This window comes from Bacteroidia bacterium (genome assembly GCA_023228875.1).
In the GTDB taxonomy this organism is placed as follows: domain Bacteria; phylum Bacteroidota; class Bacteroidia; order NS11-12g; family UBA955; genus JALOAG01.
Genome location: JALOAG010000010.1, coordinates 67,456 through 86,892 on the forward strand (window position 1 = coordinate 67,456; position 19,437 = coordinate 86,892).

Below are 19,437 nucleotides of genomic sequence, written 5' to 3' on the forward strand. Positions count from 1 at the left end.
ATTTTTGATGCCCAAGATGAAAGTAATCGAGACTGGGCTGGAAGGCTTATTGCTTATTGAACCTAAGGTGTTAGAAGATGCAAGAGGCTATTTCTTTGAAAGCTATAATAGAGAAGTTTTTGTAAAAAATGGTATTGATGATGTCTTTGTTCAAGACAACCAGTCAATGAGCATGAAAGGCGCTATTAGAGGATTGCATTTTCAGAAAAATCCTCATCCTCAAGCAAAACTCGTTAGGGTGGTGCAGGGACGAGTTTTAGATGTAGTGGTGGATATCAGAACAAATTCGCCAACTTTTGCTAAAGTATATTCTGCAGAATTAAGTGAGTCAAATAAGTTGATGATGTATATACCTGTTGGATTTGCGCATGGGTTTGCAACATTGGAAGATTATACTGTTTTTCAGTATAAATGTTCGGACTTGTACTTTCCTGAAACTGAAGGCGGTATTTTTTGGAATGATGCAGACCTTAATATTCAATGGGGTGTGCAGCATCCGATTATTTCTGATAAAGATGCTCGGCTGCCACTTTTTAAAGATTTTCGCTCTCCATTTTAAATTTGCTTTAAAAATTGGATTGTATTAACACCGTCTGCATAATCCCATAACTCAGGGTGTTGAGTTGCTCCAAAACTGACTGTATTCATTTGTAAATCCTTATTGTTTGCTACAACACACTGAATATTCTCTCTTTCGGAATTTAATCCGGACAATAAGGTTGATATGTCTTTATAATAACTATATCCCAACATTGCCACAGGTGTTTGCAATTGATCACGCTCAACCATAATCAGACATCCGGTATCAATATGTTTATCCAAGTTCATCAACAAAATTGCTTTATGGTAAGTGTAGTTGTTTGCGTATTTGTGATGATTAATTAGGTCTAAATATGGTGTCCAATATTTTATTATGTTTTCTAAGTCAAATTTTTCGGGTAGAAACAAATGTGTAACGTTTCTACAACCCATCCCAAAATAACTGAAAACATCTTTCCCTAATGCCTTGATTTCTTCATCTGTTGTGCTGTCGTCAATGATTGCAACAGATGTGCGGTTCTTTCTGATTAGATTTGGCTTGTTTTTGAAATAATATTCAAAGTAACGGGCGCTGTTGTTACTTCCGGTCCCAATGTATGCATCTACACCCTTTACGAATCCTTCACTAAGCATGATTTTGTGCTTGAGTTCGGGGATGGAGTCTGTTAATTGTGATACAACCCATTTAATGAGTACCGAATCTTGTGAAGATGGCTTTATGATTACTGAATGACCTACAATTAAGCAACATAAGATGTCGTGTAGTCCAACCAATGGCAAGTTCCCTGCTAAGATTACCCCCACTTTTTTATTACTAACTTCAATGTTTTCTCTAATTCCTTCTCTATCAATCCATGCTTCAATACTTACAGTGGTGAGTGAGTTAGCCCATGATTCAAAAGCTAATTTGCAGTTTGATTGTGTGAACCAAGGATTTTCTATTTCTGCCTTTTGAAATAATTCAATGTTATCTGTATTTTGAGCAAATATGGATTGAAGCGTTTTTAGTAGCTGAATGGATTGAAGAGCCATGCTGCAAAGGTATGCTTTAGTCTTTTATATGATTAGCCGGAACATGCTGTAAAGTAATTTTCTAAAATATAAATCCTATTTTTGACCCCATGTCAAACAAGCGCGGATTTTTAATACTGTTAACGATATTTTTCTTTTATACACATTATTCCTATGGGCAAAAGGGTTTTAGAGCAGGTTTAGCATTGACACCAAACCTTTCAAAAGCCAATCTCTTAGATCCATTGCCTGAAGATTTTAATAGGAAAAATGCACCAGGTGTTGTAGGAGGGTTAATGATACAGTATGGTTTAAATTCAGGTATTGCGTTTCATTCAGGCTTTTTGTTGTCATCTAAAAGTTATACTATTATCAATTATGATAACAATATTAATGGTACGATTAGAGGCAATGTGGGGGGATTCGAAGTTCCATTGGGTTTTTATTTGCGTCAACCTATGAATAAGCAATCATTTATGCGAGAATTGGTTGGGGTGAGTGCATTTTATAACAGCAATAAAGATAATATTTCTTTTTATCGCTCAACCCCCGAAAATCCTTTTGCTTTAGAAGTGATTATCAATAAAAGAATTTCATATAGTCTTAATATTGGCGTGGAGTTTATGAGAGAGTTTGAGAGTGGTCATGCGTTTACGGTTGGGGTGCTTTATAAAAGAGGTATGGGAAATCCAATGACTTTAAACGTAATCAATGATAAGAATTCAAGAACCCCTTTGTTTGAAATGGGTTATTCAGGTAGTTATCTGGGTTTGAATTTTAGTTTTTTGTTTGATTTCAATGACTTAAAGCCAATGAAAGGTGATTTGTATTTTGATTAACAATTAATATTCAGGGCGTTTTAATAGTTCAGCAACTATGATAGCTTCTTTCGATGGGATACCCAGAATGTCTATTGGTTCTTCATTTACATCAAGGTCTATCAATTCAATATTTTCTCGCTTTGAAACTTGAGGCGTTGGTGTTGATTGATATGTGTATTGTTTATTTGGCGTGTATTCCTCAGATATATGGTAATTTTTTTTAACTCTTTGGGATGGTGTTTGATTTGGGAATTCTACTTTTGAACTTGTGTTTTGCTGTGATGTTTTCTCCTTGTTCTTTTTGGAAGAGGAGAATTTATATAACATATACAAAATGGCAAAGATGACATAAATAAAAGTCTCTATACCGGAAGAAGCAAAATGAAACATAAAGGCAAAAATAACGCAAAAACATTTACACGCAAGATGTTCTATATAATCTTAGCCGGTGGAAATTTGGCTGACCCGATTCAACAAATCAATTTTGCAAAGAGAGAGTTAAGAAATTTGTCTATTAATGGAAGTATTTTACAATCATCTCTTTATAAGACTAAAGCTTGGGGTAATATAGACCAGCCGGATTTTTTCAATCAGGTATTTGCTTTCAAGTCAACATTGCCGCCATTATTTGTTATGAAACAACTATTAAAAATAGAGGAGCGTAAGGGTAGAAAGCGCAAAGAGAAATGGGGTGCCCGAATACTGGATTTGGATATGCTATATTGCGGCAAACAAAAGGTAAATTCTGCTCAATTGATAGTTCCTCATCCTGAAATTCAAAATAGAAGGTTTTGTCTTGTTCCTCTTGCTGAATTATTGCCGAAGTTTATCCATCCAACACTCCGTTTGATGAATAGTCAATTACTTAAACAATGTAAAGACGATGGATTTGTTGAAAAATATTGAACCGCCACATATAGCTCCCGTTTGTATTTTCCCAACTATTAGCTGGTTTATGCATTATGTAGTAGAACAACAGAAACTTTGTCTTTCAAATAAAATCTACACCCCTAAATCCTTTTCAGGTAATAGGTTTGTTTTAATCGGACCCAATAAAATCAGTAGTTTTAGTGTTCCGTTGCAAAAAGAGTCTTTAGGTGCAGGTGTTTCAGATGTGCTAATATCGAATCAATCCAAATGGTTAAAGGAATTAAAAAACACATTGCAAACTATTTACGGGAAGACATCTTATTTTGAATACTATGATTATAAATTGTGGGATGTATTTGAGAAGCTACAAGATGAAAAGTTGCTAAACTTAGCCCTTGGTACCTTGGGATGGGCTCACAAAGCTTTGCAATGGGATGTTGAGATAACACTCACTGACCATGTTGCAACTGAACTATTGACTGAGTTTGAGATAACTCCCTATCCTCAACCATTTATGGATAGATTTGGATTTGTGCAAAATGCCACTGTCTTTGATATTATTTTCTGTTTGGGTCCTGAAGCGGCTCTGAGAATGCGATATTGAGCCTTGTGAACATATGTTCCAATATAGTGAATAGCTGTTCATAAACATCTGACTCCGTAGTAAATGGAATCAAGAAAGGCATACATTTGCAACTGTAATTCTAAATTTTCTTATGATTTCTAAACGTGTGAATAGCCTTTCCGAATCTGAAAGTATTGCAATGGCAAAACGAGCCAGAGATTTGACTGCACAAGGATTTGATATAGTTAGTTTGAGTATGGGCGAACCGGACTTCCCAACTCCTGATCACATAAAAGAAGCTGCAAAGGCTGCACTTGATGCCAATAAAACACATTATCCACCGGTTGCTGGCATCCCTGAATTGCGCGAAGCAGTTTGTTATAAATTAAAAAGAGATAATCAACTTGTTTATAAGCCTGAGAATATTGTGGTTAGCACAGGTGCAAAGCACTCGCTTATGAATACTATCCTCAGTTTGATTGACCCAGGAGATGAGGTAATTATTCCTACACCATATTGGGTTAGCTACAAAGAGATTGTGAAATTTGCTGAAGGTGTGCCGGTGTTAGTAGAAGGTAAAATTGAAAATAACTATAAAATTACACCTTCTCAATTAGAGCAAGCGATTACACCCAAAACAAAAATATTGCTTTTTTCTAATCCATGTAATCCCACAGGTTCATTTTACACAGAGTCTGAATTAAAAGAATGGGCAAAAGTGTTAGAGAAGTATCCGCGTATCTTTATATGTTCCGATGAAATCTATGAGTATATAAATTTCACAGGCGCACATTTTAGTATTGCGCAGATTCCATCTATGTTTGAGCGTACTATTGTTATAAATGGGGTGAGTAAGGGATATGCTATGACCGGGTGGAGAATCGGATATATTGCTGCTCAAAAAGAAATAGCAGTGGCTTGTGAAAAACTTCAAGGACAATTTACTTCAGGAGCTAACTCTATAGCTCAGTATGCTGCTGTTGCTGCACTTGGTGATAACCTTGAACCAAGTAAAATGATGAACAAGAAGTTCCAAGAAAGAAGGGATTTAGCATTGACTTTGTCTGCGCAAATCCCAGGATTTAAAACAACTGTTCCAGATGGAGCATATTATCTTTTCCCGGATGTAAGCGCTTATTTTGGAAAGAAGACAGAAAGCGGAGAAGTGATACAATCAGACTATGATTTGGTAATATATTTATTGAATACCGGTCATGTTGCAACTGTGCAAGGTTCTGCCTTTGGTGAGAAAAACTGTTTGAGACTTTCTTTTGCTACTTCAAATGAGAATTTGATTGAAGCATTTGTAAGAATGAAAAATGCCTTAAGTAAACTTAAATAAAAAGTTATTATGCAGCACGATTTGAAAACTCTTTTTAAGGGGAAGCGGGTATTAATTGTTGGTGATATCATGCTGGACTCATATATCTTTGGGAGTGTTGAAAGAATTTCGCCCGAAGCTCCGGTTCCAGTTGTGGCTATCGAAAAAAGAGAGAATCGTCCGGGTGGTGCTGCCAATGTTGCTTTTAATATTAAATCCCTTGGTGCGATTCCAATGCTTTGCGCTTTTGTTGGAAATGACTCAGAAGGTGAAATTATGAAAAATATTTTGCTTGAAAATGAAATTTCAAAGGATTATATCATGGTCTCTCCGACTCGCAAGACGACTGCAAAATTGAGAGTGATGGCACAAAAGAATCAGCTGCTTCGCCTCGATTACGAACAAACAAATGATTTAAACCAAGATGAAAATCTCTTATTGTTCAATTCATTTAATGCAGCCATTGCACAAGCTGATGTTGTCATTTTAGAAGACTACAATAAAGGAGTATTAACTTCAGACAATATCTCAAAACTGATATCCATTGCACATGAGCATAATGTTCCTGTAACTGTGGATCCTAAAAAGAAGAATTTTTGGGAATACAAACATGTCGATATGTTTAAACCCAATTTGAAAGAGTTAAAGGAAGCTCTTAATTCAACAGATAATTTATCCGATGAGCACTTTTTTCTAAAGGCAATCAAGGAAATGGAAATGAATCTGTCTAATAAGATTAGTTTTATAACCTTGTCCGAAAGGGGTGTTTTTATTAAAGATCAAGAACAACAACATTTTTTACCTGCATTTGTTAGAACCATTGCCGATGTTTCGGGAGCAGGCGATACTGTTATTAGTGTTGCATCACTTTGCTTAGCTGCCCGAATGCCGATAAAAGACATAGCTTTTATTGCAAATCTTGCCGGAGGATTAGTGTGTGAGCATCCCGGTGTAGTTCCCATTAATCTTGAGAGGTTAGAATCTGAATATTTAAAACATAGCCACTCAAATGGCAGCATTTAAAAATCGTAGAATCTGGTTTTTTGAACATAATAGTATCATCCTTAGATGGAATAGGGTGATTATTAACCTCATTTCATTTGTTGTATTCGGACTTATGATTGCGAGGTATGGATTCAACTTTGAAGGTAAGACTTCTGAACTTTGGATTCCAACCATCAGGGCTTTCTATTTTATTTATGCATTCAATTTTTTGTTTAGAATGTCAATAGAGCGCAAAAAGATTACATTCATCCGTGCACATTTGTTTGAAACTTTGATATTCTGTTTAATTGCTTTAGGTGGAATAAGCTATTTTGGCTTTTCAACTTCTCACCTTCAGAAGTTTGCAAGTATCATGGGAAACGATAGGAAGTATTACGAGTTCTTCTTGCTTTTCTTTTTGTTGTTATTGGCTTTAATTGAGTTTGTCAAGTCGTTGAATTTTGTTGTTTCAAGTACTATTAAACCTGCCATCCTCTTTTTATTGTCGTTTGTCTTTGTTATTAGTGCAGGTACAGGCTTGTTAATGTTACCGGGGTTTAATAATCAAAACACATTTCTTGATTTCTTTGATGCATTATTTGTTTCAACAAGTGCGGTATGTATCACAGGTCTTTCCACTATAGAAATTGGAACCTTTTTTAATATAAAAGGACAAATTATACTACTGCTTCTAATTCAAATGGGAGGTGTTGGCTTGTTGACTTTTGCTTCGTTTTTTGCGACTTATATCAAGAAGGGCATTGGAATTAAACAACAAGTATTGATGAATGAGTTATTTAATATGGATTCTTTGAACAGTAGTTTTTCTTTTATTAAGAGAATGCTTTTCTTATTCTTTGGATTGGAACTAGTTGGAGTTGCTGCAGTCTTATTGTCTTGGGGAGATTATCCTTTTGAATCTTTTGGACAAAAATTATATTACACTATTTTTCATGTAGGTTCTGCCTTTTGTAATGCGGGTTTTTCATTATTTCCAGATGCAACCAAAAACGAAATCATAAATCGAATGTATTTATGGCAGTATGTTATGGGAGGTTTAATGATTTTTGGAGGCTTAGGATTCCCTGCATTGATTGATGTGTTTTCAATTAGAAGACTGCGAGAAAGAGTACGACTTACTTGGAAAGGTTGGGAATTAGGGACTAAGATTTCACTTTATTCATCCTTAATATTACTCATCATTGGGTGTTTGTTTTTCTTTTTTCTTTATATCAATGGGAGCTTTTATCAAGAGAATACAATTGAAAAACTTTCAATTTCTTTCTTTCAATCAGCTGGATTAAGAACAACAGGTATGGGTTCTGTAGATTTAGCGCTGGTCCCACAGTCTTTAATATTATTGTGCATGTTTTTGATGTTTATAGGTGGAGGTTCATCTTCTTTAGCAGGGGGAATCAAGACTAGCACTTTTGTTGTAGCATTTGTAGCTATTTTGGGTACTATTTCAGGGAAAAAGGAAGCCATATTGGGCGGAAGGAGTGTATCTAATGAACTTATTTATAAGGCATTTGCAATCATTGTTTTCTCTGGGAATTATATCCTGTTGGTCATCACCGCATTGAGTTTTTCAGATCCCGACATCCCTTTCTTGAAACTCACTTTTGAAGCTGTTTCAGCATTTACAAATACCGGATTGTCGATGGGAATAACCTCTAGTATGAGTGATGTTGGTAAAGTGATTTTAAGTTTTGCTATGTTTGGAGGCAGGGTAGGTGTATTAACGCTGGCATTTGCATTAAGTTCTAAAGCCAAACCTAATACTATCCATTACCCTAAGACACATTTAATTATTGGATAAATGGGAAAATTAACTGAAAATAAATTTAAGATTTACCTTTTTTTCGCCATTATGCTATTGGTATTATTGGCGGTTATATTATTAAGAAAGATATTCTTTTAGAATAAACCATTTAGAGCAGTTTCAATCTTTGTAATAACCTGGTTGGTTGCTTCAGGAGAGTTGATGAAATCCAATTCATCAATATCTATAATTACAATGTTCCCTAAGTTGTAGGTTGAAATCCATGCTTCATATCTTTCGTTTAGCCTTTTTAAATAGTCTAAGCGAATTGAATCTTCATAATCTCTTCCTCTTTGTTGGATTTGTCTTACCAATGCTGGAATTGATGCACGTAAATAAATCAGTAAGTCAGGAGCTTGAATCATGGTGTTGAGAGATTGAAATAGAGCAATATAGGTTTCAAAATCTCTTGTACTCATCAAACCCATTGCGTGTAAGTTCGGTGCAAAAATATAAGCATCTTCATAGATGGTTCTGTCTTGAATTACACTGTTGGAGTTTGAACGAATCTTCTTGATACTATTAAACCTGGCATTGAGAAAATACACCTGAAGGTTAAAGCTCCAGCGTTGCATATCTTCATAAAAGTCATTGATATATGGATTGTCTTGCAAGTCTTCTAATTGTTCGTCCCAATTGTAATGTTTTGCTAATAGTTTAGCTAAAGTTGTTTTGCCTGAACCTATATTTCCTGCAATGGCTATGTGCATGTTGTTTCCTTTCATTTCTTTTTATATGACGAGTCAAATTTCAATAAAATTTCTTAATTCCAATAATTTCACGAATTTCTTTTATGGTTTTAGATGCACTTTCTCTAGCGCGCTCTGCACCATCTTGAGCTACTCGAGATAAATATTTGTTATCTGCTAATGTGTCTGTGATTTTTTCTCTATATGGAGCTATAAAATTCTCCATATCATCGGCAAGTTGTTTTTTGAGATCTCCGTAACGGATGGTGCAATCATTATATGCATTCCTATATTGTTCAAGAATTGTCTTGTCTGAAACTAACTCCATTAAACTAAAAATGTTTGCAATAGGTTCAGAAATCACAGCATTAGGTTCTGTAGGTCCAGAGTCTGTAACAGCACGCATAATTTTTTTTCTTAAAACACTTGCTTCTTCACCCATATAGATACAATCTGATTCTCCGGCAGATTTACTCATCTTACCTGTGCCGGTTAAACCAGGTACTTTCACTAATTTGTTTCCAAAAGAGAATGCTTGGGGTTCTGTAAAGTATTCGCAATGATAAAGTCTGTTAAATCTATTTGCAAATGTGCGTGTCATCTCAATATGTTGTTCTTGGTCCTTGCCTACAGGAACTTTATTTGCTTTATGAATTAATATGTCGGCTGCCATTAATGTAGGGTAGGTGAGTAACCCTGCGTTAATATTATCAGGTTGTGTTTTTGCTTTTTCTTTGAAAGTGCTCACACGTTCGAGTTCGCCTTTATAAGCATTCATGTTTAAGTATAAATACAACTCTGTTACTTCCGGTAAATCACTTTGAAGATAAATAACCGATTTTTCAGGGTTCAATCCAAGTGCAAGATATTCTGCAAGAACACGTTTGACTGATTGGTGTAAGTCTGTAGGTGTTGGATGTGTAGTGAGAGAATGATAGTCTGCAATAAAGAAATAACATTGATAAGCATCCTGCATTTTCAGAAAATTAGAAACTGCACCAAAGTAGTTCCCTATGTGTAATTGGCCTGTTGGACGTATTCCGCTTACGACTCTTTCCATTCGGGCAAAAATACATTTAATAAACGCATTTATGAATTCATGTGAATAAAAAAAGGGCTTCTACTGAAGCCCTTTTTTATCGTGTTTTAGATTGTGTTTAATGTTTTTCTCTTATGAGAACAACAATACCGCTTACATCATCTTCTTCCATGCCTTTAAATCTGTATTTCAATTGATAGATATATTGACCATCAGGGCATATTGCACCAGTATTGTTTACTGTACCATTCCAATCAAAATCGGCATTATCTGATTTGAAAACTATATCACCCCAACGATTGCGAATTGTTAATTCATATAAATCATGACCGTTAATTGGAATATCAAACACGTCATTCAATCCATCTCCGCCTTTGCCATCTGCTGCAGGTGTAAACACGTTCGGCACTTGAATTTTTCGGAAGAATGAAATCTCCTTACAAACGGTGTCAATACAGCCTCCCGGATTCTCAACAATTAGACATACATACCATACGCCAAGTGAATCAACGTAATTGTTGCATACTTTTTCATCGTTAGTTTCAATTACTTCCTTAAATGGCTCTCCACTCTGAGTGATGTCTGTAGTGTGGTAGAATCCCCAACGATTTTTTGTTGAATTATAAGATGTGTTTTTGAAGCAGAAATTAGGTGATTTAGTTGAATCAATCTCAAAATCAGCAATAACTGAATCAACGTAAACCAGAATAGTGTCTGATGCTGGGCATTTAAGAATATTTGGATCCATAATTCCATCTACTGTTATCATAAATGTTCCTACCCCAAAGAATTGCTTTTGTATAACTGAATCAGGTCGAGTAAGCGTATCACTAAAACCTTTTGCAGCATCAAAATTCCAATGGTAATTTATATAATCCGGATCTCCGGTAACTTTAAAAGTTACAATGTCTCCAGGACAGATTGTGTCTTTATCGGCAGTTAATTCTACAGGACTCTTACCAATTACTTTAATGCCATATTTAGGTTGGCTATTGTCTATTGTATCAGGATAAGTAAATCCGCAGAATCTGCCAGCTACAGAGTCAAACATTGTGAGATAAGCATAATAGGTAGTATCACCTAATCCAAAGAATGTGTATGCACGTTTAAAGGAATCTAGCTGATTTGGTGCCTTTTCAGACAAAGTAGTATTGTCTCCAAATCTCCATACCCATTCTGAGTGAGGTGTAATACGTTCGCTCTTGTTATAGAATACAATAGAATCCCCTGAACAGATTTCTTGAATATCTGTTGTAAAATCAGGAATTGGACCGGCAATAATAAAGGTCTTTCTGATAGAGTCTTCACAACCGAGCTTGGTTTTTAATCTAAAGAATACTTCAAATGTACCGGCTCTTGTGTAATTATGTCCAATATTAAAGCCTAAATATGGAGGGTAGGTTTGTCTGTTAAACAAATCAGGCTGTTTTCCATCCCCCCAGTCTATATACCATTCTATGATTTCGTCACAATCGTAACCTAATTTTTGTGGACATGGGTCAACCAAAATTGTTGAATCAAAGAAGGTAACAATGTTTATGCAGGCATTTAATGTATCTTTAAATCCAAAATTAGAGAATAAGCGAGTTACATAGATGTTTTGGTATAGCGTATCTTGGCAACCGGTACTGTCACTGGCTGCTAACCTCATTGTATAAATTCCTGAGTCAAGGTAATAAATTTTATTAGGGCCGTTTCCTCCAAGAATGACAGGACTATAACTGAATGTACCATAAGGGTTTGTGCCTGAATTATTGGGTGCAAAAATAGTGTTAGGATCTCCGGGGTTATCATCGCCTTTTGACCAATCCCATTTTGTGAATCCTTCAATTTTAGGTTGACCTGCTTGACTTTCCCTCGTTCCCCAGTAATCTATACAATCCATCCATACCGGCATTCCGCAAGGAGAAGGAACATTATTATCAGGGTCAATATGGAAATATCGGAAGTATGGCGTGCCTTCAATCTCGGTTTCTTTACAGATAATAGAGTCGGTAACTTCTAATTTATTATAGAATCCAACAATAACCCTATAACCACTCTGCACAAGACATCCTCCAATTCGAGATCTGATTTGGAAAATAAGGTTAAATATACCATTCTCTTCAGCAATGAATGTGTATGCATTGTTCGGATAGTCTGCAGGTGCATTGTTATATTGATCTAAGCCGAAAATGGATGTATCACGGAAATGAGTTGAAGTTCTCTGTGTGGGTGTGATATACCAGATGATTCTATCGCCTAGACCGGTAGTGTCAATACATTCAAGTTCGAATATTTGTGCAATTTCTTCGTTTGATAGTTCTGCAAGTTTAAACCCTAATGCATCAAAAGCGGGTTCTAAAATATCAAATATTTGAGAAACGTCCGCTTCTGCTTTCCATTGCTGAACAGTACCAATTGAGAAACGTTCTTTCTTTAAGCTTTGAGTTGTGCCACCATAAGTTCGCAATACTTCTCTATTAAGAAAATTCTCTAGGTAGGTTCCCCCGTTTTGAGGTACAAACCACTCGTAGTTTTCTAATACTTGATAAGAATAGAAAGGAAATCTTCCACCTTCTTCTACATCACTTGGGGCATAACGTGTAAAGGTATATGAAATTTGGTCAGCATCATAAGGAACTGTCAAGTTTCCTTTCTTTACTTTCATTACCAAAGAGTCTCCCTTACATACTTTATAAACATTCGTGTAACCGGCTAAAGGTTGAGCAGGAACCAATATCTCAACAGCCGGATCAATAACAGGGAATTTAATGAATGAATCATAATAAACTGTATCGTAGCACATGTTTGGTGGTTGTCCATTTCCGATGATTATTCCAACGTCTGCATACCCACTCAAACTATCCTTAATTGAACCGGCATTAGGGTATGCAATAAAGAGTTTGTTTGGATAAGGGCCTGACATAGGATATGGCATAATAGGACTGGGGCTTTGATAGGTTCCTGTTTGCCCGCCCGGTAAGAACGGAATCCAATTATTCCCTAATGATGTATCAGGGTTAATATATGCTTCACTTGAGGTACATCCGGGTTGAGTTCCTGGGTCTAAGTTAAAGGTAATGCCATAGTTAGGTGGTCCGCCAAAGCAATATCGTCCTTCTTTTCTTACACCGGATGCGCGTGGTTTCATAATGGAAATCTGCGTGGTAGCTTGGCTCTCACACGCCAGTGCATGACAGGTGTCTTTATGATATAATTTCACATTATAACATCGAGGAATTTCTAAATAAAACAATCTCCGATGTTCAGCAGCATCATTAGTATCAACACTTATTTGATGACAACCGGGCGTAGGACCTCCTGTTACAATTATTGTTTTAGAAAATGGGGTGTTTGTTAAATAAAATGAATCATAATAGATTGAATCCCAGTCTGTGTATGTATGGACAGGTAAAGAATCCAATGACCATTTACAGTTGACACCAACATTAATTCCGGCAACTGTGTTGGTAGTACACTTTGGCGCATAGTCATCATCAAAATCCCATATTCTAAACACACAATCTTTTCCTCTATTTGGTAATGAGTCTTTTTCAGGGACTAATTTTAATGAAGTACTATCGAAGTGATAAATCCACATTTGAAGTGTATCATCGTAGTAACCTCTTTGGTCATTAAAGAATTTTCTATCATTATGGAAAAATCCTGATTCATTAGGGAAATGCACAGGTTTTTTAGCTTCGCACTGATAACGTTCATCAATTGGAATTTTAGGTCCGGGTATTGATGAAGCAGGTCCTATTAATTGGACTTGTTTAAAAATATCTCTGTTTCCGCAAATAGGGTGTGTATATCTATATCTAACTAAGAAAGGTCCTGCTTTTGAGAATGCATGTTTAGTAGTAAGTGGATTTTTATTGTCAAAGTTCATCGGTCCTGAATCAGGGTCGCCAAACTCCCATACGAAGCCGGTTGCTCCTGTAGGGATTCCGGGGACTAGTGTGAAATTAATCGGATTGTCTGCCATGCAAATAGAATCTCTGTCCGGAACAATTTCCCCATGCACAAGTAAGTTAACAGCCGAACCATCAAAACAAAAAGTTTCAGTACAACCTGTTGTGTCAGTTACAGTAAGGCAGGTTTTGAAAGCTCCTTGATTTGGACCCTCTAAATAAAACATGTGTTTAACACTGGGTCCCCATGTTGTGGAGTCGTATGTGCCATCTCCAAAATCCCACATGAATTTATAAACTCCTGTAATTGGAATAGTTGAATTGTTGATAATTGTCATTAATGTAGAGTCGCAACCTTTGGGTTTATCTGATGTAAAGTTAAGACCTAAAGAGGGTTTTACTTCTACTACATTTTGCAATCTTTTCACAACAATACAGCCATTTGCGTCTTCAATTTCAATATCAACACTATAATAATTTCCTCCAGGGTCAGCAGTGCTAAAGTCAAAACTAAAAGGCATTGTTGGATTGAATTCCTCTACCTGTAAACCTGCTGCTACATATTTTACTCTTTTAATAAAAGAACCGGAAGCTGCTTTGCTCTTATCAACAACTGTAAATTTATTACCTGCAAAACATTGTACCTTTGGTGTGATAATATCCACATCCATTGTAGGAGGAGGCAATATTGTTACTTTAATTGTCTGTGTGCAAGTTTTACCGGATGCATCTGTGTATGTCAATGTAACATCATAAGTGCCTGGTGAATTAAAGGAATAGGTTGGCGTAGGGTTGCCCGACAGATCCTTCGTGCCTGCAAAATCCCATACAACGTTTGTTGCCCCTACAGCTTCTAATTTAAACTGAATGGGGGAGTTTGCGCATAATGAGGAGCTCAAAATGCTTGGGGGAATACATTGTGCATTCACATTCTGATTAGCCCATAATGTTAACACGGCAATAAATAGCCATTGCGTTAATTTGAATTTTAGGTATTTCATATTGGTAATTTTTGATTTCATTTCGTAAAATTTAATTGCGAATTATTTGAATAATTCCGGTTTGTGTCTTAATAGATTGATTTGGTAGCTGATAATTTAATTGATAAATATATGAACCTGCTGGAACAGCATTGCCATTCATATCATTGCCATCCCATTGTGTTTTTAAGTTGTTTGTTTGGAAAATGATTGTGTTTGAAGGTCCTACAACTTTTACATTGAATAAAATAGCTCCCTCAATATTGATTATCCATTTGTCATTCAAACCATCATTATTAGGAGTGATTACTGTAGGAATCATAATGTCTTGGTTTGAATAGAAATATCTACTAATATCTTCTGTATATGTTGCGGTACAACCATTGTGGTCAGTTGAGTGTAAGGAAAGTAAAGCCGTGTTTGTGGAAGTAGATTCCATGTTGCGATAATAAACAATCTGTTTAACATCCTCATTAATTAATTCATTATTTATAAACCAATCAACGTTAGAAAGTGAATTCCAATTCAGTATATCGCATAATACACCTTCTTTTCCTGCATTTGATATTTCGATTGATGGAGTGTTTTGTGCAATCATAAACCTACGTTCAATCTTGTCTCCATTGCGTGTATTTGCTCTGGCAATAAGCCATTTGTTTTTTACAGACATTGGTGAAACAGTTATCTGTCGCTCTCCTTCAAATATTTGAATATTTGAAATAATTCTGTTGCCAAAAATTTGGGTTGGTTTTAGTGCCTCAGCAAAACATAATACGGTATCTGAAATTAATGTTTTAGATTTTTCAATACTTAATACATTGATGTTTTGGCTTGGTTCTATATGCGTGTTTTTCAACTGTTCTGTTTTTGGAGTTTCTTCAACCGGAAGGTTTTTATGTTCTGCTTTTGAAGGAACTTCGGTTAGTGTATTCTTGTGAATAGTATTGGCATCAGCATCAGCTTTGGTAGGGCTAATTGTACTTTCCTGAGCTGGTTTGGAAGTTGTTGCAGATTCCTGATTGACACTAATGGTGTTTTCGTCATATTCAACAGGAGTTTGCTCTTGAGTTTTTGATGCTGTGACGGGTGTTGAAATGGATTCAGATTGTTCAGCACTGTTAAGAAAATAAACGGCACTTCCGATTATGGCAGCTACAGATGACAAGACTATAATTTTACCGATAGTGGAAAGTCCTGAAATCAAACCACTGCCTGAAGAACCCATTGGCTCGAGAGTGGATGTGGAGACCGGTGAGGTAACTGATTGAGCAATTTGATTCCACACACCTTCAGGTGCAGGTATCTCTACATTGTTTAAGGTTTGCTTAAATAATGCGTCAAATTGTTGTTCTAAATGTTGGTTGCCATCCATCTTTATTTATCTTTTTTTATTTTGGACATCAGAACTAATCTTGCTTTGCGTAACTGTGTTTTAGAGGTATTTTCTGAGATATTCAATTCTTTTGCTATCTCTTGATGAGAATATCCTTCTATCACATACAAGTTGAATACTGTTCTGTATCCGGTCGGCAAGCTGCTAATCAGTTTGAGTAAGTCTTGAACATTGAGTTTTTCAATAATTTTAGTATCAAAGCCTATGTTTTCATAGTTGTCAATACCTGAATCCTCAATAGATTTGACTTGTTTTCTGCAAAATTCGAGGGCTGTAGTAACAAAGATTCTTCTTAACCAGCCTTCAAATGAACCTTCGAATCTGAATTGTTCGAGTTTTTGAAATACTCTTATAAAACCTTCTTGCAGAAAGTCTTTTGCCATATCAGAGTCCGAGGCATAACGCATACACACCGCAAACATTTTTGCCGAATATATATCAAATAACTTTTTTTGAGAAACAGCATCCCCTTTCAAGCATTTCAACACCAAATCTTTTTCTTCTTCCGCTGGTAACATTCCTTGTCATTACTCGGGTTTGCACTTTTACTCAACTCTTTAGATGACAGTTCTGTGCAAAAGGTTGTCTTACTATTATTTTTTTTTCTGAAATTATTCAGAAGGCTTTGTGATGCGATGGAGTCCGAATCTTTCTTCCAAGATATCTTTAGTAGTTTCTGAATAATACCCAACACTTTCTATGGCTTCAATTATGTCCTCTTGTTTGAGCGAATTACAAATCCTTCTAAACTTTATTGCTAACATATTCTCACTTTTATTAATTGTAAAAGAAGCAAATAATAGGTTGAGATTGTTTTCTAAGATCTCTTCGTATAATTGTTTTTGCAAATGTTCGTCTTCAGGTAAATAGCATACTGGAGATAGAACTTGAAAAATGTTTAAGGTATAGCCATCAGGCTGAAAATATTGCCAACCCGTCATCTCTTTTTGTTCCCATAAATCTACATAGATTTCTGTGTCGCCATTGTATAAAAGCCATTGTCCCGGCTCGCTGCAACGACTTTGCATAGGGTCGATTCCTAATATATTTATAGACTGCTCGATTAGTGTCTTGTAGTCATCAAAGTTTTTCATCGGGCTTCAAAATTAGTTTTTTTTTACTTGTGGATTTTATACCTTTGCAACACGTTTATAAAAGTTCAAAATATATTTTAAATGAGTGTATTAGTAAATAAAAATTCCCGCATTATAGTGCAAGGCTTTACAGGTAAAGAAGGAACTTTCCATGCTTCTCAGATGATTGAGTATGGAAGTAATGTGGTAGGTGGAGTTACTCCGGGAAAAGGCGGTCAAACACATCTTGACAAACCGATTTTCAATACTGTTGCCGATGCGGTCAAAGCTACAAATGCAAACGTATCCATTATTTTTGTTCCACCTCCCTTTGCAGCAGATGCTGTGATGGAAGCTGCGGATGCAGGCATTAAAGTTATAGTATGTATTACTGAAGGAATTCCAACAAAAGATATGATTCAAGTTGCCGCCTATATTAAAGACAGAAATTGTACTTTAATTGGACCTAATTGTCCGGGCGTAATTACTTCTGAAGAGGCAAAAGTAGGAATTATGCCAGGCTTTGTTTTTAAAAAGGGCAATATTGGAATAGTTTCCAAATCGGGTACACTCACTTATGAAGCAGCAGATCAGATTGTAAAATCGGGTTTAGGTATTTCAACTGCAATTGGAATTGGAGGAGATCCAATCATTGGAACTTCTACTAAACAAGCCGTTGAATTATTTATGAAAGACCCTGATACTGCAGGTATTGTTATGATAGGAGAGATAGGAGGCAGCATGGAAGCAGAAGCTGCCAGATGGATTAAGGAAAATGGAACAAAACCTGTTGTTGGCTTTATTGCAGGACAAACAGCACCTCCCGGTCGCAGAATGGGACATGCCGGTGCTATTGTGGGAGGGAAAGACGATACCGCTGAAGCAAAAATGAGAATTATGGCGGAATGTGGAATCCATGTAGTAAAATCTCCTGCTGAAATTGGTGCTAAAATGGCTGAAATAATGGCAAAGCCGTTAAACGCCTGATTATGAATAATTAATTATTAAAAACTATGTCAAATACAATAGAAAATAACAACACGATTCTGGTTCCCTACGATTTCTCAGAAATTGCTGCGAATGCGCTGGCACATGCAGTTAAAATTGCTAAACTATACAACAACAAAATTACTTTGCTACATATTGTTGAAGACAATTTTTTGGAATCTATTTTTGGTGCCAATACTTTGAAAGAAGGATTGGTTAGAGAAGCCATTGAAAGTAAATTGGATAAGACAATTGAAGAAATCCGAACAAATGAACATATAGAAATCAATAAATTAGTTGAAGAAGGTCGAGTACATAAGACAATCGTTAGAATTGCAAATGAAGGTAATTACGATAGTATTGTGATGGGGTCTAATGGTGCAGCAGGTATGGAACAAATTATTGGTTCTAATGCTTCTCGTGTGATTAGATATAGCGAACAACCCGTTGTAGTGGTAAAAGAGAAACCTATCGGAAATGGCTATGAAAAGATTGTGCTTCCGATTGATACTACTTATGAAACTCGTCAGAAGGTTACTTGGGCAATACATTTAGCAAAGAAATTTAATTCTACTATCCATGTTATTTTTGAAAATGTTAAGGATGAGTTCACCCGCTCTAAACTATTTGCGAGTGTGAATAGTGTCCAAGATATTTTAGCAAAAAATAATGTGAAGTATGTTGTAAAAGGCTTAGATGAAGAGAATTATCCCGACAGTTTTGCACGAGAAACTTTGCAGTATGCTAATAGAATTGATGCGGATCTGATTATGATTATGACACAACAAGAGGTTGGGTTCTCTGAACTTATTATAGGTTCGTATGCTCAACAGATTGTTAATCAAAGTCAAAGAATTCCTGTAATGTGTATTAATCCGAAAGAAGGTGGATATACTCTCGCTTATGGAAGTTTCTTTGAATAATATTTATTTTTTATGATGGAAAAAGGGGCTTTAAGCCCCTTTTGATTTGTAAACAAAAACGGGTTACAATTTCACATTGTAACCCGTTTTATTTGTTGCGCACCTGATGAGCGCATTATTGAACTCTTTAAAGGGATTGAAAGAAGTTTATTTGCTTTGCAATGGTGGGGATTTTTATCACTAAACTTCCTACAAAGCCAAAAACTCAAATTTAGCACAAATGTTCAAACGAAGCACTGAACCCCCACTTGCGCCAAACGGCTGTGCCTGTTGCACAACCACACCCATAACTTCATTAGGCAAATATAAATCAATTATGCATGTATTAACAAAAGTGCAATAAGTGTGCATAATTAATTGATTGTCAGTGTTGTATATTTTGCCTTGAAAATTTCATTTTTTATCTTTGATGCATGCAGGGACGTAAGGATATTCAACCAAAAATGTTGTATCAAGTAAGCATTGACAGCTTGGTACCAACTGACAATTTTTATCGCTTATTATCACAAACCCTTGATACAGC

The 19,437-nt window shown here is 35.9% G+C and carries 17 protein-coding genes; 9 read left to right on the forward strand and 8 right to left on the reverse strand.

All coding sequences use genetic code 11. From position 1 onward, the window contains the following. The first annotated feature begins 16 nt into the window (after positions 1 to 16). Positions 17 to 559 carry a dTDP-4-dehydrorhamnose 3,5-epimerase gene (gene rfbC / locus M0R38_09920; GenBank protein MCK9482059.1) on the forward strand — a complete coding sequence of 181 codons (543 nt, stop codon included), beginning with the start codon at positions 17 to 19 and terminating at the stop codon, positions 557 to 559. Here rfbC and M0R38_09925 read toward each other — a convergent pair. Beyond that, positions 556 to 1,572 (reverse strand): acyl-CoA reductase, encoded by a 1,017-nt coding sequence (locus tag M0R38_09925; GenBank protein MCK9482060.1) that lies wholly within the window; start codon positions 1,570 to 1,572, stop codon positions 556 to 558. The two genes, rfbC and M0R38_09925, sit on opposite strands and share 4 nt — an antisense overlap. An 89-nt stretch (positions 1,573 to 1,661) precedes the next feature. On the opposite strand from M0R38_09925, the gene M0R38_09930 reads away from it, so the two are divergent. After that, a complete protein-coding gene (locus tag M0R38_09930; protein MCK9482061.1) occupies positions 1,662 to 2,390 on the forward strand; it encodes a hypothetical protein in 729 nt (242 codons plus the stop codon). A gap of 3 nt (positions 2,391 to 2,393) precedes the next feature. Here the strand turns inward: M0R38_09930 and M0R38_09935 are convergent, their stop codons facing one another. Beyond that, positions 2,394 to 2,762 (reverse strand): hypothetical protein, encoded by a 369-nt coding sequence (locus M0R38_09935; GenBank protein ID MCK9482062.1) that lies wholly within the window; start codon positions 2,760 to 2,762, stop codon positions 2,394 to 2,396. On the opposite strand from M0R38_09935, the gene folK reads away from it, so the two are divergent. The 5 genes from folK to M0R38_09960 all read left to right on the forward strand — a co-directional run bounded on the left by folK (position 2,754) and on the right by M0R38_09960 (position 7,931). Beyond that, positions 2,754 to 3,278: a 2-amino-4-hydroxy-6-hydroxymethyldihydropteridine diphosphokinase gene (gene folK, locus M0R38_09940; GenBank protein MCK9482063.1), complete on the forward strand. Its 525-nt coding sequence runs from the start codon at positions 2,754 to 2,756 to the stop codon at positions 3,276 to 3,278. The genes M0R38_09935 and folK overlap by 9 nt on opposite strands. Beyond that, entirely contained in the window at positions 3,256 to 3,846 is a 591-nt protein-coding gene (locus tag M0R38_09945) for a WbqC family protein (protein MCK9482064.1), read from the forward strand. The genes folK and M0R38_09945 overlap by 23 nt, the downstream gene beginning before the upstream one ends. Positions 3,847 to 3,958: 112 nt before the next feature. Further along, positions 3,959 to 5,149: a pyridoxal phosphate-dependent aminotransferase gene (locus M0R38_09950; protein MCK9482065.1), complete on the forward strand. Its 1,191-nt coding sequence runs from the start codon at positions 3,959 to 3,961 to the stop codon at positions 5,147 to 5,149. Between the two features lie 9 nt (positions 5,150 to 5,158). Next, positions 5,159 to 6,151: a PfkB family carbohydrate kinase gene (locus M0R38_09955; protein MCK9482066.1), complete on the forward strand. Its 993-nt coding sequence runs from the start codon at positions 5,159 to 5,161 to the stop codon at positions 6,149 to 6,151. Further along, complete coding sequence (locus tag M0R38_09960) at positions 6,138 to 7,931, forward strand: hypothetical protein (GenBank protein MCK9482067.1); 1,794 nt, start codon at positions 6,138 to 6,140, stop codon at positions 7,929 to 7,931. Before M0R38_09955 ends, M0R38_09960 begins: the two co-directional genes overlap by 14 nt. 98 nt (positions 7,932 to 8,029) lie before the next feature. On the opposite strand, the gene M0R38_09965 is transcribed toward M0R38_09960, so the two are convergent. The 6 genes from M0R38_09965 to M0R38_09990 form a co-directional block, all read right to left on the reverse strand. Continuing rightward, the gene (locus tag M0R38_09965) at positions 8,030 to 8,644 is read right to left on the reverse strand and encodes a deoxynucleoside kinase (protein ID MCK9482068.1); all 615 of its coding nucleotides are present in this window, start codon (positions 8,642 to 8,644) and stop codon (positions 8,030 to 8,032) included. 40 nt (positions 8,645 to 8,684) lie between these two features. Next, entirely contained in the window at positions 8,685 to 9,683 is a 999-nt protein-coding gene (gene trpS, locus M0R38_09970; GenBank protein ID MCK9482069.1) for a tryptophan--tRNA ligase, read from the reverse strand. Between the two features lie 97 nt (positions 9,684 to 9,780). Continuing rightward, on the reverse strand, positions 9,781 to 14,580 hold the full coding sequence (locus tag M0R38_09975) for a PKD domain-containing protein (protein ID MCK9482070.1): 4,800 nt from the start codon (positions 14,578 to 14,580) through the stop codon (positions 9,781 to 9,783). Between the two features lie 10 nt (positions 14,581 to 14,590). Beyond that, on the reverse strand, positions 14,591 to 15,910 hold the full coding sequence (locus tag M0R38_09980; protein ID MCK9482071.1) for a gliding motility-associated C-terminal domain-containing protein: 1,320 nt from the start codon (positions 15,908 to 15,910) through the stop codon (positions 14,591 to 14,593). Positions 15,911 to 15,912: 2 nt separating this feature from the next. After that, complete coding sequence (locus M0R38_09985) at positions 15,913 to 16,449, reverse strand: RNA polymerase sigma factor (protein MCK9482072.1); 537 nt, start codon at positions 16,447 to 16,449, stop codon at positions 15,913 to 15,915. A gap of 93 nt (positions 16,450 to 16,542) precedes the next feature. Further along, positions 16,543 to 17,025, reverse strand: a complete 483-nt coding sequence (locus tag M0R38_09990) for a YbjN domain-containing protein (GenBank protein MCK9482073.1) — start codon at positions 17,023 to 17,025, stop codon at positions 16,543 to 16,545. 81 nt (positions 17,026 to 17,106) lie between these two features. Here M0R38_09990 and sucD point away from each other — a divergent pair, with 81 nt between their 5' ends. Together sucD and M0R38_10000 are read left to right on the forward strand one after the other, a co-directional pair. Beyond that, the gene (gene sucD / locus M0R38_09995; GenBank protein MCK9482074.1) at positions 17,107 to 17,991 is read left to right on the forward strand and encodes a succinate--CoA ligase subunit alpha; all 885 of its coding nucleotides are present in this window, start codon (positions 17,107 to 17,109) and stop codon (positions 17,989 to 17,991) included. A 26-nt stretch (positions 17,992 to 18,017) separates the two neighbouring features. Next, positions 18,018 to 18,914 carry a universal stress protein gene (locus tag M0R38_10000; GenBank protein MCK9482075.1) on the forward strand — a complete coding sequence of 299 codons (897 nt, stop codon included), beginning with the start codon at positions 18,018 to 18,020 and terminating at the stop codon, positions 18,912 to 18,914. The last annotated feature ends 523 nt before the right edge of the window (positions 18,915 to 19,437 follow it).